Genomic DNA, 14,268 nt, shown 5'->3' with positions numbered 1-14,268 from the left:
GTTCTCGCTGGCAAGGACAGGGGCGCAGGATCGCATGCGATGTGGGGCGGGGGATCCCCCGAATGGGCAACAGGCTGTTGCGCGGTGCGAACGGGCAGGACCCCCTCGCGGGTGGCTCGACAGCCGCAGCAGGAGAATGGGCCGGGCGGTGGGGCTGTGCGGGGGACGGCAAAAACCGCATCCATGCGGGCCTCGTTTCGCGCCATCCATGGCGGGGTCCACGTCATCGCATTCGCGCTGCCGCTCCCACGCTTTGCTTCGCAAACCGTGGGCCCCGTCTCACCAGCACCCATACCCCGCCGCTTCGCGGCCGCCCCTGACTCAGGGGCTCCCTCCACCAGACGTTTCAACGAGATCTGCGGTAGCGCCGACCCATGGTCGGCGGAATGTTCCCGCCAACAGCCCGCTGCGCTCGCCGACCATGGGTCGGCGCTACCGATGCCCGCAGGTCCCATGGCCACCATGGACCTGTCGAAGGTGGGGCGGGGTGGGTTGGCGGGGGCGTTGAGCGCCATGGATGGCGCGAAACGAGGCCCGCAGGGATGCGGCTCTTGCCGTCCCCCGCCAACTCACCCCGCTCCACCCACCCACGGCCCTGCAGCCGTTGCTGTTGCTGTTGCTGTTGCTGCTCGCTTCTGCGGGCGCCGGGCGCAGCCCGGCACCCCACCCGCTAGCGCAAGGTCTTCAGCAACGTCTGCGGGTCACCGTCGTTCGGCGCGGCCGGCACCTGCAGCAGGCGCGCCAGCAGGGGATACAGGTCGACATTGTCGAAGTCATCGATCACCACACCCTGCTTGAACGACGGCCCACGCGCAATGAACACCGCGCGCATCGACGGCAACGCGTTGTCATAGCCATGCGATCCACGGTCCTGCTGGGGACGCTTGGCGATCGTCGCACGGGCCAGCGCATCCCAGCCCTCATCCATCTGGCACACGATGGCAGGGATGCGTGGGTTGCTGCCGTAGTGCCATCGGGCAGGCAGGTCGCCCTTCTTCCAGCACGTGTACTGCGTGTGGCGCCCCAGCAGCACGCGTTCGGCCGCGGCGCGCTGGCCCGGCATGGGCTCGAAGCCGACCGACTGGCCCACGCTGATGTTGCGCGCGATTGCCGGATCCGCCATGTCTTCGGTCGCGATGACGTGACCCTCCGGCACCGACGCCATACCGTGGTCGGACACCAGCACCACGTTGGTGGTGGCGTCGAGACCGCCCCGCTGCAGTCCATCCAGTACCTGGCCGATCACCGCATCCGCGCGCTGGATGGCCGCGGTGTACTCGGCCGACTGTGGACCATCGTGGTGCCCGGCCTTGTCCACGCCTTCCAGATACAGCGTGACCAGTCGTGGCGCATCGGAACCGGCCTGCTGCAGCCACGCCAGCACATCGGAAGCGCGGCGTTCAAATGGGACACGCTCGTCATACTGGCGCCACTGGCTGGGACGCACGCCCTTTACCTCGGCTTCGCTGCCCGGCCACGACCACGTTGCGGTGCGCACGCCGGCCTGTTCGGCACTGACCCAGATCGGCTCGCCACCCCACCATGCCGGCTTGGTGACCGTGTCGCGGTCGCTCAGTTTGAAAGGGCCCAGTTGCCCATCGTCCATGCTGTTGTGGATGATGCCGTGCTTGTCCGGGCGCAGGCCGGTGACCAGTGTGTAATGGTTGGGAAAGGTCAGCGACGGATACGATGGATTCATCCATTTCGCGCGCACGCCGCTGTCGATGATGCGCTGCAGGTTCGGCGTGATGCCACGGTCCAGCGCATCGGCGCGCAGGCCGTCGATGGAGATCAGAAGCAGCTTGGGTGCAGGCGCGGCGACAGGCGCGGCGGCGACACCGGAACCGGGGCGGGCAACTGGGGTGGTGCAGGCAGCCAGCGGCAGGATCGCGGCCAGCGCCCAGGCAAGGCGTCGATAGGTCATCGCGCCATTGTAGGCAGCCGCAATGACGTACCCAAGACACCAAAGGTCATGGGGGGTCGAACAACGCGCCTGCCCCTTGTTCCAGCCGCAGCAGCGCGGCCTTGGTCTGCAGTCCACCGGCGAACCCGGTCAATGAGCCGTCGCGGCCGATCACCCGATGGCAGGGCAGCACGATCGGCAGCGGATTGCGGCCGTTCGCCGCGCCCACGGCGCGCGTTGCACTGGGCTGGCCCAGCGCGGTCGCCAGTTGCAGGTAGCTCCAGGTCTGCCCGAACGGAATCGTCGCCAATGCGTGCCACACGCGCAGTTGGAACGGCGTGCCGCGGGGGGCCAGTGGCAAGGTAAAGGCCGAGCGCTCGCCCTGCAGGTACTGGAGCAGCTGCATGCGCGCCTCGCGCACCGTCGCTGGCTGGTACTGCCAGTGCTCGCGGCCCTTCGGCGGATGGCGGTTCTCAGGGAAAAGAACATGGGCGATGCCGTGCGCGTCGCCGGCCACGGTGAGCTCACCGATCGGCGAATCGAAGCGATCGTAATGAAGGGTCATGACGGAGCTCCACGGAAAGGAGGAGAGAGGTGCCAGAGGTGCAGCACGGCATAGGCGCGCCAGGGCCGCCACGGCTGCGACCGTTGCTCGGTCTGGCGTTCGGTCAGTCGCTTTTCGGGCGTGCCCAGCATCTGCTGCAGCACCAGGTCACCGGCGGGAAACGCATCAGGCTGGCCCAGCGCGCGCAGCGCAATGTACTGCGCCGTCCACGGACCGATGCCGGGCAGGGCGATGCAACGCTGGACGAAATCCTCAAGCCGTTGCCCTGCACCGAAGTCGAGCTGACCCTCGGCGCAGGCACGGGCCAGCGAACGCAGTGTCGATGCACGGGTACGTGGCAGGCCGATGGCCTCCAGCGGCGCATCGGCCAGTCGTGCGGGTTCTGGAAACAAGCGATCCAATCCGTCGGGCATGCCGTCCAGCGGGTGCCCATGGGCGTGCACCAGCCGACGCGCCAGCGTGGTTGCCGCGGCGACGCTGACCTGCTGGCCGAGCACCGCGCGCACCGCCACTTCAAACCCTTCCCAGCCGCCGGGAACGCGCAACCCCGGACGCTGCGCGATGCCCTGTGCAAGCAGGGGCTCTGCCTGCAGCGCCGCGTGGACCTGATGCAGATCGGCATCCAGGTCGAACATATGGCGTACGCGGCGGACCACGGCCGGAATCTGTCGCGGATCGATGCGCTCAAGCCGCAGCACGAGTTCGTTGCGCCCGGGCGACGCGCTGACCTGCAGCAGGGCAGGGCGCTGCGCAGGGCCGATCACCCGCTGGTAGCCGTCGTCGTCGATGCGTTCAATCCCGGGAATCATCCGGCGCTGCAGGAACCGCAGCATCAGGCCGAAATCCAATGGAGGCCGATATCCCAGGCGCAGTTGCACGGCATCGCCCGCACTGGAGGCGGGGGCAGGCAGGCGGCGGATGCTGGTGGGCGGCATGCCGCAGCCACCCAGAAACGCATCATTGAACCGCCGCAGGCTGTTGAAACCGGCGGCCAACGCCACATCGGTCACCGGCAGGCGCGTCTCGGTCAGCAGCTGCTTGGCCTGCAGCAGGCGCTGGTTGGCATGCAGTTGCTGCGGCGTCACGCCCAACGCAGCGACGAACAGCCGCTGCAGCTGCCGCGCGCTGACACCCACCCGCGCGGACAGCGCGGCCACCGTTGCGCCCTGCAGGAAGCCGTCATGGATCAGATCGAGCGCCCGCCGCACGGCGTCCTCGTCGATCCGCTGCTGCGCCGCGGGTGACAGCTCCGGCCGGCAGCGCAGGCAGGGCCGATAGCCGGCCGCAGCGGCAGCGGCCGCGTTGGCGTAGTAGGTCACGTTGGACGGCTTCGGCGCCGGCGCCGGGCACACCGGGCGGCAATAGATGCCGGTGCTGCGGACGGCCGTGAAAAACAGCCCGTCGAAACGCGCATCGCGGGCCAGTCGCGCACGTTCGCAGCTTGCAGTGTCCAGAGCGGCAGAGGATGTCATGCGATCAGTCTAGGCCGGCCGGCGTGTCCGGGCTCGCCATTTTCGGACACCAATGCATCGGCCCCCTGACGCAGCCGGTCAGGTTCAGCGGCGGTTGCAGCCATCTGCTGTGCAGGCCCTAGACTGGGCGTGTGTTTCCGACCGGTTCGATGGTACATGTTGCTCAAATGGTGGTCGCCCCTGCTGTGCCTGGCCTTGGCCTCGTGCAGCCAGCTTGAGAATCCCGGCAACGTGACGGCCAACGAGGCCGCCACGCGTGCTCCCAGTGCCGACGGCGACCACATGGTGTCCATCAACGTGGCCGACGCGCCGCCACCCGCGTCGCCGCCTGTGGGCCGCGCCGATCGCCCGTGGCCGGCGGCAGCGCTGGAAAACGGCAGGGCATGGATCAGCTGCACGACCGACTACGCGGCCGAGCCCGGGGACGGCGAGGAGCTGGCGGGCCTGGAGCGTGTGCAGATCGAGCAGGCACTGCAGCCGTGCGCCGAGCGCGGCCTGGCGCGTGTGCGATACAGCGGCAAGATCAATCCGGGCTTTTCCGAGCTGGTCTGGCGGCTGGCCGTGGTGGCCGACGGGCTGGGCATCCACAAGCGCATCCTCGACCTGGACTCCAGTGGTGGACAGGTTGAATCGGCCATCGTCGCCGGTGACAGCATCGGCGAGTCGAACTGGACCATCTGGGTGCGTGAGGCCTCCATCTGCCACAGCGCCTGCGTGTTCGTCCTGGCGGCGGGCGACAATCGCCTGGTGCTGGGCAAGGTGGGCATCCACCGCATGATGCGGATCAGCTCGAAGGCCACGTCGCGTGCGGAACTCAACCGCGAGCTGCATGAGGTCTATGACAACGTCAAGGATTACCTGCAGCGCAACGGCGTTGCGGTGGGCGTGGCCGACCTGATGATGACGGTGCCCAACCGCAGCCTGCGGGTGCTGACGGCGGACGAGCTGCGGCAATATGGCCTGGACGGCACCAACGCGGTGCAGGACGATCTGGAGCGCATCAAGCAGATGCGCGCCTGCGGCGATGATTTCGTGCGCCGCAAGGATGCGTTCCTGGTGGCCTTCGACCAGCAGTGCAAACGCGAAGGCGCCGAATTGGAAGCCGTCAATGCCTGCGGGCAGTCGCTGAAGAAAGACTATGGATTCCCCGATGAGGTATGCCCCTCGGACAGCCCGCTGTCGGAGATAGACGTGGCGACCCTGCCGCCCGCACCGGGTGTCTCGCCGTCGCAGCAGGGAGCTGCGGATGATGGACGAGACGAGGCGGCGCCGACCGCCGAGCAGATGCCGCCCGCTTCGGCCGAACCGGCGGCTTGAAGCGCGGGGCGGTGGGTGGCGTAGACTGCGGGCATCTACCCTGAACCGGCGGTTCCGATGAAGCGATCGTTGATCTTTCTGTCCCTGCTGCTGCCCGTCGCGGCGGTCGCTCAGCAGCCTCAGGCCGCCCAGCCGTCCACTGCACGGCCTGCCGCAGCCCCGGCTGCAGCGGGCGCGCGCCCGGCCGCCGCCACGGCACCGGCTGCACCGGCCCAGCAGCTCACGCCGGCCCAGCAGGCGCAGCTTGAAAAGCAGAATGCCGAGATGAGTGCGGCGGCGCTGCAGGCGGCCCGGCTTGTGGACGGCGGCCAGACGGCGCAGCTGTGGGACGGCGCATCGGCCGTAGCACGCAAGGCGGTTACGCGTGATGCGTTCACCAAACAGGTCAGCGCGGATCGCGCTCGACTGGGCGCCCTGGTGGGTCGTGGCCAGCCGAGCATCAGCCGGGTGCGGTTCAACGCAGGGGCGGCCGTTCCCGAAGGCCTGTACCTCAACGTGACCTACCCGACGCGCTTCGCCAACAGTCCGCAGCCGGTGCGTGAGCTGGTCAGCTTCCGCCTTGATGAAGACAAGGTCTGGCGCCTGGCCGGTTACAGCGTCCGTTCGCCGGGAACCTGAGCCATGCCCCTGTCCATTGAGCTGCAGATGCTGGCCTGGTCCGGCCTGCTGGGTATCGGTTACGTGCTGCTCGCCGTCGCAGCGGTCACGCGGGAACGGGGGCAGAAGTGGAACGCCTCCGCGCGCGATGGTGCGCCACCACCGCCGGGTCTCGTGGCGGGTCGCCTGCAACGCGCGCAGGCCAACTTCTTCGAGACCTTCCCGATCTTCGCTGCCGCTGCGTTGGCGGTCGTGGTGGCCGGCCGGCAGGACGGCAGCACGGCGCTCGCGGTGCAGCTGTATTTCTGGGCGCGATTGGTCTACCTGCCGCTGTATGCAGCAGGCGTGCCCTATGTGCGCAGTCTGGCGTGGGTGGTCTCCATGGCCGGCGTGTTCATGCTGCTCAAGGCGTTGCTGTGAATCCGCGCTGCCCGGCCTGATCCAGATCAAGGGCCGCGCCGGGCAGTCGCCGCTATGCTGGGGCCGACAAACAGCCGGGAAGCACAGCGATGCAGGTGACCGATGTGGTGGTGGTGGGGGCGGGCCCTGCCGGATTGTGTTTCGCACGGTCTCTGGCTGGCAGCGGCCTGCGGGTCGCATTGGTGGAACCGCAATCCCGGCAGCAGTTGGCCGATGCGCCGTTCGACGGGCGCGAAATCGCGCTTACCCACGCATCCCGGCAGATCCTGCAACGCCTGCAGGTGTGGGAGCGGCTGCCTCCCGCCGAAATTTCCGAGCTGCACGATGCCCGCGTCATGGACGGGGTGTCCCCTTTTGCGCTCACGTTCGCGCGTGACCGGCCGGCCGATGGCCCGCTGGGCTGGCTGGTGCCCAATCATCTGATCCGCCGTGCCGCCTGGAATGCCGTGCAAGGGCAGCCCGGCCTGCAGCTGCTGGACGGCCGCCGGGTCCAAGGCGTGCAGAATGACGACGCAGGCCATGTGGTGCAGCTTGACGATGGCAGCTGCCTGCACGCGCGACTGCTGGTTGCCGCCGACAGCCGCTTTTCCGCTACCCGCCGACTGCTCGGCATCGGTGCCCGCGTGCGCGACTTCGGCAAATCGATGCTGGTGTGCCGGGTGCAGCTCGAGCGCGATCACCGGCAGACGGCGTGGGAATGGTTCGGTTATGGGCGCACCCTGGCCTTGTTGCCGCTCAACGACGGACTGGCCTCGGCGGTGATCACGCTGCCGCCCCAGCAGGTAGAAGGGCTGCTCGCATTGCACGAGGATGCACTGGGCGATGCGATCAGCCGTTTCTTCGCGCATCGCCTGGGCCGCATGCAGCCCGTGGCGACGCCGCAGGCATACCCTTTGGTGGGCGTCTACGCCGAGCGGTTCGTCGCTCCAGGCGCGGCGTTGATCGGCGATGCGGCGGTGGGCATGCACCCGGTCACCGCGCACGGATTCAACCTGGGGCTGGCCAGCCAACAGCGGTTGGCCGACCTGATCTCGGATCAGTATGCGCGCGGTGCCGACATTGCCGATGCGGGGAGCCTGGCCCGCTACCAGCGCGGACACCGACGCGCCTCGCGGCCGCTGTACGAAGCCACCAATGCGATTGCCAGCGTGTACACCGATGATCGCGCGCCGGCGCGTCTGCTGCGGGCGGCCGGTCTGCGGCTTGCGCAGGGTGTACGCCCCTTCCGCCAGCTCATCGCCAGCCACCTCACCCAGCCAGTGGCCGGGCAGGGAGCCTAGCGCGGTCTCAGTCTTCTTCCGGCAGGGCCAGCACCCGGATCACGGTGTCATCGAAATCGACCTGCTGGCCCGCGCGGATCTTGCAGGCCTTGCGCAGCTCGACTTCGCCGTCGACCAGTACGCGGCCCTCGCTGATGGCCATCTTGGCTTCGCCGCCGCTGCTGACCAGGTCGGTCAGCTTGAGCAGCTGTTTCAGCTCGACGTACTCACCGTCAAGGTCGAACTCTAGGGTCTGCATGGGGGGCTTCCGTGTAAGATGATGCGCATTGTGCGGTGATCAGCAGGGACGGTCCATGACCCCTTGCGGTTGCGCCAGCCTCGGATGAATGGCGGCAATCCCCCGGTTCATCCAGCGTGCTGTATCCTATGCACTCGAAAAAGCGCCGGGGCACGCGTCAGAAGGGCGCCCTAAGCGCACAATACCCCCCTTTTTTCGCCTGCCACGTTCGTGGCAGTGCCTTCGGAGTTCCCCATGTCCCAAGATACCCAAGCGCCGATGCAGTTCGCGCAGCTCGGCCTTTCCGAGCCCGTGATGCAGGCGGTTGCCGCCGTCGGTTACGAAACCCCCTCGCCGATCCAGGCTGCCACCATTCCGGCCATGCTGGAAGGCCGCGATGTGCTCGGCCAGGCCCAGACCGGTACCGGTAAGACCGCAGCGTTCGCGCTGCCGGTGCTGTCCAACATCGACCTGCAGCAGACCAAGCCGCAGGCACTGGTGCTGGCGCCGACCCGCGAGCTGGCCATCCAGGTCGCCGAGGCGTTCCAGACCTATTCCTCGAAGATCCCCGGTTTCCGCGTGCTGCCGGTCTACGGCGGCCAGCCGTATGCCACCCAGCTGTCGGCGCTGCGCCGTGGCGTACATATCGTGGTGGGTACCCCCGGCCGCGTCATCGACCATCTGAACCGCGGCACGCTGGACCTGTCCGAGCTGAAGACGCTGGTACTGGACGAAGCCGATGAGATGCTGCGCATGGGCTTCATCGACGATGTCGAAGCCGTGCTCAAGAAGCTGCCGGAAAAGCGCCAGGTCGCGCTGTTCTCGGCCACCATGCCGCCGGCCATCCGTCGCATCGCCCAGACCTACCTGAAAGACCCGGCCGAAGTCACCATCGTCAACAAGACGACCACGTCGGCGAACATCCGCCAGCGTTACTGGTGGGTGAGTGGCATGCACAAGCTGGATGCACTGACCCGCATCCTGGAAGTCGAGCCGTTCGACGCGATGATCGTCTTCGCCCGTACCAAGGCCGGCACCGAAGAACTGGCCACCAAGCTGCAGGCCCGTGGCCTGGCCGCTGCCGCCATCAACGGCGACATGCAGCAGGCCCAGCGTGAGCGCACCATCGCCATGCTGAAGGAAGGCAAGCTGGACATCCTGGTCGCTACCGACGTTGCCGCGCGCGGCCTGGACGTCGAGCGCATCAGCCACGTGCTGAACTACGACATTCCGTACGACACCGAAAGCTACGTGCACCGCATCGGCCGTACCGGCCGTGCCGGTCGCAGCGGTGAGGCGATCCTGTTCGCCACTCCGCGCGAGAAGGGCATGCTGCGCCAGATCGAGCGCGCAACGCGCCAGCCGATCGAAGAAATGCAGCTGCCGAGCGTGGAAGCCGTCAACGACAACCGCGTCAGCAAGTTCACCGCGCGCATCAGCGAAACGCTGGCCCAGGGCGGTTTGGACTTCTATCGCCAGCTGCTGGAGCGCTTCCAGGGCGAGAACGAAGTGCCGGCGATCGACGTCGCCGCCGCGCTGGCCAAGATGATGCAGGGCGATACGCCGTTCCTGCTGCAGCCGCCGGTGCGTGCGCCCCGCGAAGAACGTGCCCCGCGTGAACGTACGGACCGTCCGGAGCGGAACGAACGCTTCGACCGCGGTGACCGTCCCAAGTTCGACCGCGCACCGCGCGCCGAAGGCGAAGGGTTCGCGGACCGACCGCGCCGTGAAATGCCGCCGCGTGGCGCGCCGGAGCAGGGTATGGAAACCTTCCGCATCGAGGTGGGTCACCAGCATGGCGTCAAGCCGGCCAACATCGTCGGCGCCATCGCCAACGAGGCGGGTCTGGAAAGCCGCTTCATCGGCCGCATCGACATCCATGACGGCTTCTCCGTACTGGACCTGCCGACCGACATGCCGCAGGACGTGCTCACCCATCTGAAGAAAGTGTGGGTATCGGGCCAGCAGCTCAACATGCGTCGCGTTGAGCCGGGCGAGGACATCAGCCAGGCACCGCGGGCTGCGGCCAAGCCGCGCTTCGACAAGGGCGGTCCGCGCCGTAGTGGTCCGGGTGGTCCCGGTGGTCCGGGTGGCAATGATCGCCCGCCACGCCGCGAGGGATTCAAGCCGCGCGGTCCGCGCAGCGTCTGATCCCACGCCTGCCATGACATCGAAACGCCAGCCCTCGGGTTGGCGTTTTTTTTTGTCCCGGGACAGCGCGCGGAGGCTTCGCGCCGTGCAGACAGGGCCGCCGCTAGCGTGCATGATGCGCTGAATGCAGTCAGGATCAACCACGGATTGGGGGGCTCCACGAATGGGCGAGGCCGGTGCGAGGATGCGGCAGCTTGCGAGGACGCGCGGCTTGACCCTGCGCTTTGCCTTGCTGACCGGTATGGCCGTGGGCCTGGTAGGCATCTCCGCGCTGATCCAGGAACTGCAGGCTGCATCCACGGCCTGGATCGTAGGCCAGAGCCACTGGTCGCGCAGCCAGCAGCAGACCGTTGCCGCGCTGGATAATTATCTCGACAGCGGCGTGGCCACCGACCTGCACGAGGCGCGCACCGCGCTGGCGGTGCCGCTGGCGGACCTGGAGGCGCGCCTGGCGTTGGAGCAGGATGTGCCGGACGTCGATACCGCGCGCGCTGCCTTCCTGCGCGGCGGGAACGCCCGTGGCGATGTCAATCGGTTGATCCTGTCGTACCGCTATGGCCGTGACTTCGCTTATTTCCGCGAAGCGTCCCAGTTGTGGCGGCAGACCGATGCGCCGTTGCAGGAGCTTGCGCGCATCGGCGACCAGTTGGAACAGCGTTTCCAGTCCGGCACGGTCAGTGAGCAGGATGCGGTGCACTATCACCGTCGCCTGAGCGAACTCGATGCGGGGCTGCAGGAGACCGCACGCCATTTCTCTCTCGCGCTGGTGAACATGTCCGCCCTGGTGCGGATGATCACCCTCGCCGTGGGTGCGCTGTCGGTGGTGGCCATCGCCGTGGTCGCATTGCTGTTGGCCCGTCGCGTGCGCACCGATCTGATGGAGCAGGAAAGCCGCTTCCGTGCGGCTTTCTACCAGGCCAGCGTGGGCATGCTGAAGATCGACGGGGAAGGGGGCATCATGGAGGTCAACCAGGCGCTGGCCGACCTGCTTGGCCGTCATCCCGAGCAGCTGCAGCACATGCACCTGCGTGAGCTGCTGGCAGAGGGCGAGCTGGTGCTCGATGGCGGGGGGCGCATTGACTGGCCCCGCCAGCTGCGTGCCGGTGAACTGCGCTTCCTGCGGGCCGACGGCAGCCTGATGTGGGGGCGCTGGAGCGGCACCGCTGTGTCACGCGGCAAGCAGGGCATTTCGATTTTCGCGATCGTCGAAGATGTCACCCAGAACCATGTGCTGGCGCGCGAGGTGCAGCACCACGCCAGCCATGATGTGTTGACGGGCCTGATCAACCGGCGCGAGATCGAGCGGCTGCTGGACCAGGCCGTGCAGCAGGTGCGCAACGATGGCGGTGTCCACGCGCTGTGCTATCTGAACCTCGACCATTTCAAGCTGGTCAACGATACGGTGGGCCACGCGGCAGGAGACCAGATGCTGCGCACCTTCGCGGAGCACCTGGAGGACGCCGTGCGTGACGGCGACTGGGTAGGGCGGCTGGGCGCGGACGAGTTCGCACTGTTCCTGCAGGGGGCTACGCAGGATGCAGCCAAGCAGATTCTGCACCGGTTGATCCGCACGCTGGGACAAGCGAGCGTGCAGTTCGGCGAGGACACACTGAAGATCAGCTGCAGCGTGGGCGTGGTGGAAATGGGCGCCGATACGCCGGATGTGAACTGGCTGATGGGGGCTGCCGATAGCGCCTGCTACGCGGCCAAGCAGGCAGGACGCAACCGCATCCACTGCTTCAACGAAGACCGCATGGCGCTTGAGGAGCGGCGCGGCGAAGCGGATCGGCTGCGGCGCGTCAGCCGCGCCATCGCCGAAAACCGCATGGTGCTGTACGCGCAGCGCATCGCCAATGTCGAAGACCCCGGTCACCTGCATTACGAGGTGCTGGTGCGGATGCGCGATGAGCAGGGCGTGCTGCACGGGCCAGGTGAGTTCATTGCCGCGGTCGAGCGCTATGGCATGGGCATGTCGCTGGACCGGTGCGTGCTGTCGATGCTGTTCCGCCACCTGCAGGTATGCCCCGCGCACGTGGCGCGGCTGGGCATGTGCAATGTGAATGTGTCGGCGCAGTCGATCACCGAGCCCAGCTTCCTGGCCTTCGTCACCGATCTGCTCGAGCGCAACCGCTCGCTTGCGCCGCGGTTGTGCTTCGAAATCACGGAAACGGCGGTCATCAGCAACCTCGGTCAGGCGCGCGAGTTCATCGATGCGGTCAAGGCGCGTGGATGCCGTATCGCACTGGATGATTTCGGATCGGGGTCGTCCTCGTTCGGCTACCTTCGCCATCTGCCCGCCGATCAACTGAAGATCGATGGCACGTTCGTGCGTGACATGCAGACCGATCCGATCAGTCGCGCGACGGTGCGCGCGATCGCCGCGCTGGGCCGCGAACTGCAGCTGGACGTGGTGGCCGAATGGGTGGAGACCGACGAGCAGGCAAGGCAGCTGGTGGAGATGGGCGTGCACAGCCTGCAGGGCTATGCCATCGAGCGCCCACAGCCGTTGGAGCGCATCACGCAGACCGCGCTGCACCCGCACCGCCAGCAACAGACGCCGACGTGGATGGCGCAGCGCTAGGCAATTGGTCGCAGTCTGCGTGAAAACCGTGCGGCTGCGATAATCTGGCCGCACGGACGGCGCGCAGTCTGCGCGCACGCAAGCAGGCGGGTGGGGCGTGGGGAGCACAGGAGTGCAGTGGCAAGGCTGGGTGGTGATCGTGGCGCTGTTGTGCGCTGTCCTGCTGCCGTTGGAGGCCGCGGCGACGCCACAGCCTGTGCGCGATTATCTGCTGCTCGGCGGCGCCACCGACGAACCCACACCGCATCGCAGTTGCACGCCGCAGATGCTCCACGGCCCGCGCCAGACGTTGGAGATTCCCGCCCCGGCCGGTGGCTGGTCCGGTCAACCGCAGGCGCTGGATGTGTTCAACGTCTTCGCCGGCGAGGTGATGATCCGCCACGCGGCGCGGGAGATATGCGGCAACATGGGGGATGCGCGGACGCGGGATTCACGCTTCCGCGCGGGCATCGGCATCGTCATCGTCCCGCCTGCGGGCAGCGCCGAGCCCATCGTCGTTTCCTGGGCGACGCCCCTGAAGGAACGCTGGGGACCCACGCTGCGGCTTGGCGCGCCCAGTCCGGTACAGCAGCGTGACACGGCCCGCCTGCTGGTACGCGCTGCCTGCCTGGCGGTGGCGTTGGCGTTGGCACTGTCGGCATTGATGGGCTTCTTCAGCGCGCGCGATCGCCTGTTCCTGATCTACGTCGGCGTCTGCGCGGTGTTCATGGTCTGGCAATCGGTGTTGAGCGGCCTGAGCGGGTATCCAGAGCCCTGGTTTCCGGTGGACGTGGACAGTGCATGGTGGCTGGTGGGATTGACCGCCTGCGCGCAGGCGGTCCTGCTGCCGGTGTTGTGGCGGCTCAACGTGGGCGACCGCCACTGGCCACGCTGGCGGCGCACCTGGGCCATGCTGAGTTGTGGACTGGTGCTGGTGGCCCTGCTGGTGCCCTGGATGGATTGGACGATGCTGGGCTGGACAGCCGACATCCTGCAGGCGGCGCACATCACCGGTTGCGTGGCCGCGTTGCTGGCCGGCGTGTGGGCCTGGTCGCGCGGCGAGCGCTGGGCAGCCATCGGGTTGATTGCCGTGGCGCCGTTCCTGCTGATGATCGTGGCCGATCTCGCGCGCGCCCAGTGGTTGTTGGCGCATCGCGTGGAATCGCTGCAGTTGTCCACGACCTGGTTGTTGATGATGGCCGCCTACGCGCTCAACCAGCGGCTGGGCAAGCTGCGTGAGCAGCGTGACGAGATGCGCCAGCTGGCCGATACGGACTCGCTTACCGGGCTGCCCAATCGCCGTGCCGGGCTGCGCCAGCTGGGTGCGCAGATCGCCCGCGCGACGGACGAAGGCACACCACTGGTCATCGGCTTCCTCGACATCGACCTGTTCAAGGAAATCAATGATCACCACGGACATGAAACCGGTGACGCGGTGCTGGTCGCGGTGGCGGCCGCGTTGCGCGGTTCGGTGCGCAGCCGCGAAGAAGTCTTCCGCATGGGCGGCGAAGAGTTCCTGCTGCTGTTACCCGGCGCCAGCCGCGCGGTCGCCGCCGGGCGCCTGGAGCAGATCCGCCGGAAGATCAGCGAAGCCGGCACCGCGCTGCAGGTACCGGGATTGCAGGTGACGGTGAGCATCGGCCTGGCGCAATGGCGGCCAGATCAGGACGATCTGGCAGGGCTGCTGCGCCGTGCCGATCATGCGATGTACGGCGCAAAGCGCGCCGGCCGCGACCGGGTGATGGACGGGGACCAGCTGGATGCGGGCAGCGCCGCCTGAATCCAT

At 67.6% G+C, this 14,268-nt stretch carries 11 protein-coding genes; 7 read left to right on the top strand and 4 right to left on the bottom strand.

The genetic code is table 11. The annotated features are described in order from the left end of the window. Positions 1-670: 670 nt before the first annotated feature. Genes ICJ04_RS12800 through ICJ04_RS12790 form a run of 3 tightly spaced genes read right to left on the bottom strand, consistent with a single transcriptional unit; the run spans position 671 to position 3,940 of the window. Positions 671-1,924, bottom strand: a complete 1,254-nt coding sequence (locus tag ICJ04_RS12800) for an ectonucleotide pyrophosphatase/phosphodiesterase (protein WP_188324608.1) — start codon at positions 1,922-1,924, stop codon at positions 671-673. Positions 1,925-1,970: 46 nt separating this feature from the next. Continuing rightward, positions 1,971-2,468 carry a methylated-DNA--[protein]-cysteine S-methyltransferase gene (locus ICJ04_RS12795; RefSeq protein WP_188324607.1) on the bottom strand — a complete coding sequence of 166 codons (498 nt, stop codon included), beginning with the start codon at positions 2,466-2,468 and terminating at the stop codon, positions 1,971-1,973. Next, positions 2,465-3,940, bottom strand: a complete 1,476-nt coding sequence (locus ICJ04_RS12790) for a DNA-3-methyladenine glycosylase 2 (RefSeq protein WP_188324606.1) — start codon at positions 3,938-3,940, stop codon at positions 2,465-2,467. Before ICJ04_RS12790 ends, ICJ04_RS12795 begins: the two co-directional genes overlap by 4 nt. Positions 3,941-4,096: 156 nt before the next feature. Between ICJ04_RS12790 and ICJ04_RS12785 the strand changes: the two genes are divergently transcribed. The 4 genes from ICJ04_RS12785 to ubiM all read left to right on the top strand — a co-directional run bounded on the left by ICJ04_RS12785 (position 4,097) and on the right by ubiM (position 7,554). Beyond that, positions 4,097-5,257 (top strand): hypothetical protein, encoded by a 1,161-nt coding sequence (locus ICJ04_RS12785; RefSeq protein ID WP_188324605.1) that lies wholly within the window; start codon positions 4,097-4,099, stop codon positions 5,255-5,257. A gap of 57 nt (positions 5,258-5,314) precedes the next feature. After that, positions 5,315-5,875 carry a DUF4019 domain-containing protein gene (locus ICJ04_RS12780; protein WP_188324604.1) on the top strand — a complete coding sequence of 187 codons (561 nt, stop codon included), beginning with the start codon at positions 5,315-5,317 and terminating at the stop codon, positions 5,873-5,875. 9 nt (positions 5,876-5,884) lie between these two features. After that, entirely contained in the window at positions 5,885-6,274 is a 390-nt protein-coding gene (locus ICJ04_RS12775) for an MAPEG family protein (protein WP_188327328.1), read from the top strand. 89 nt (positions 6,275-6,363) lie between these two features. After that, positions 6,364-7,554: a 5-demethoxyubiquinol-8 5-hydroxylase UbiM gene (gene ubiM / locus ICJ04_RS12770; protein WP_188324603.1), complete on the top strand. Its 1,191-nt coding sequence runs from the start codon at positions 6,364-6,366 to the stop codon at positions 7,552-7,554. A 7-nt stretch (positions 7,555-7,561) separates the two neighbouring features. On the opposite strand, the gene ICJ04_RS12765 is transcribed toward ubiM, so the two are convergent. Next, positions 7,562-7,792, bottom strand: coding sequence for an RNA-binding S4 domain-containing protein (locus ICJ04_RS12765; RefSeq protein ID WP_188324602.1), 231 nt, complete (start codon positions 7,790-7,792; stop codon positions 7,562-7,564). 234 nt (positions 7,793-8,026) lie between these two features. On the opposite strand from ICJ04_RS12765, the gene ICJ04_RS12760 reads away from it, so the two are divergent. From ICJ04_RS12760 to ICJ04_RS12750, 3 genes are all read left to right on the top strand, one after another. Further along, a complete protein-coding gene (locus ICJ04_RS12760; RefSeq protein ID WP_188324601.1) occupies positions 8,027-9,922 on the top strand; it encodes a DEAD/DEAH box helicase in 1,896 nt (631 codons plus the stop codon). Positions 9,923-10,085: 163 nt separating this feature from the next. Then, positions 10,086-12,503, top strand: coding sequence for an EAL domain-containing protein (locus ICJ04_RS12755; protein WP_188327327.1), 2,418 nt, complete (start codon positions 10,086-10,088; stop codon positions 12,501-12,503). Positions 12,504-12,600: 97 nt separating this feature from the next. Beyond that, positions 12,601-14,262: a diguanylate cyclase gene (locus ICJ04_RS12750; protein WP_223202882.1), complete on the top strand. Its 1,662-nt coding sequence runs from the start codon at positions 12,601-12,603 to the stop codon at positions 14,260-14,262. Positions 14,263-14,268 lie beyond the last annotated feature (6 nt).

The organism is Stenotrophomonas sp. 169 (genome assembly GCF_014621775.1).
Lineage (GTDB): Bacteria > Pseudomonadota > Gammaproteobacteria > Xanthomonadales > Xanthomonadaceae > Stenotrophomonas.
This window is presented reverse-complemented; position numbering and strand designations above follow the sequence as displayed.

Excerpts from the sequence above, each read along its gene's own strand:
- ICJ04_RS12800 (WP_188324608.1), bottom strand. The coding sequence starts at position 1,924 with ATGACCTATCGACGCCTTGCCTGGGCGCTGGCCGCGATCCTGCCGCTG.
- ICJ04_RS12795 (WP_188324607.1), bottom strand. The coding sequence starts at position 2,468 with ATGACCCTTCATTACGATCGCTTCGATTCGCCGATCGGTGAGCTCACC.
- ICJ04_RS12790 (WP_188324606.1), bottom strand. The coding sequence starts at position 3,940 with ATGACATCCTCTGCCGCTCTGGACACTGCAAGCTGCGAACGTGCGCGA.
- ICJ04_RS12785 (WP_188324605.1), top strand. The coding sequence starts at position 4,097 with ATGTTGCTCAAATGGTGGTCGCCCCTGCTGTGCCTGGCCTTGGCCTCG.
- ICJ04_RS12780 (WP_188324604.1), top strand. The coding sequence starts at position 5,315 with ATGAAGCGATCGTTGATCTTTCTGTCCCTGCTGCTGCCCGTCGCGGCG.
- ubiM (WP_188324603.1), top strand. The coding sequence starts at position 6,364 with ATGCAGGTGACCGATGTGGTGGTGGTGGGGGCGGGCCCTGCCGGATTG.
- ICJ04_RS12765 (WP_188324602.1), bottom strand. The coding sequence starts at position 7,792 with ATGCAGACCCTAGAGTTCGACCTTGACGGTGAGTACGTCGAGCTGAAA.
- ICJ04_RS12760 (WP_188324601.1), top strand. The coding sequence starts at position 8,027 with ATGTCCCAAGATACCCAAGCGCCGATGCAGTTCGCGCAGCTCGGCCTT.
- ICJ04_RS12755 (WP_188327327.1), top strand. The coding sequence starts at position 10,086 with ATGGGCGAGGCCGGTGCGAGGATGCGGCAGCTTGCGAGGACGCGCGGC.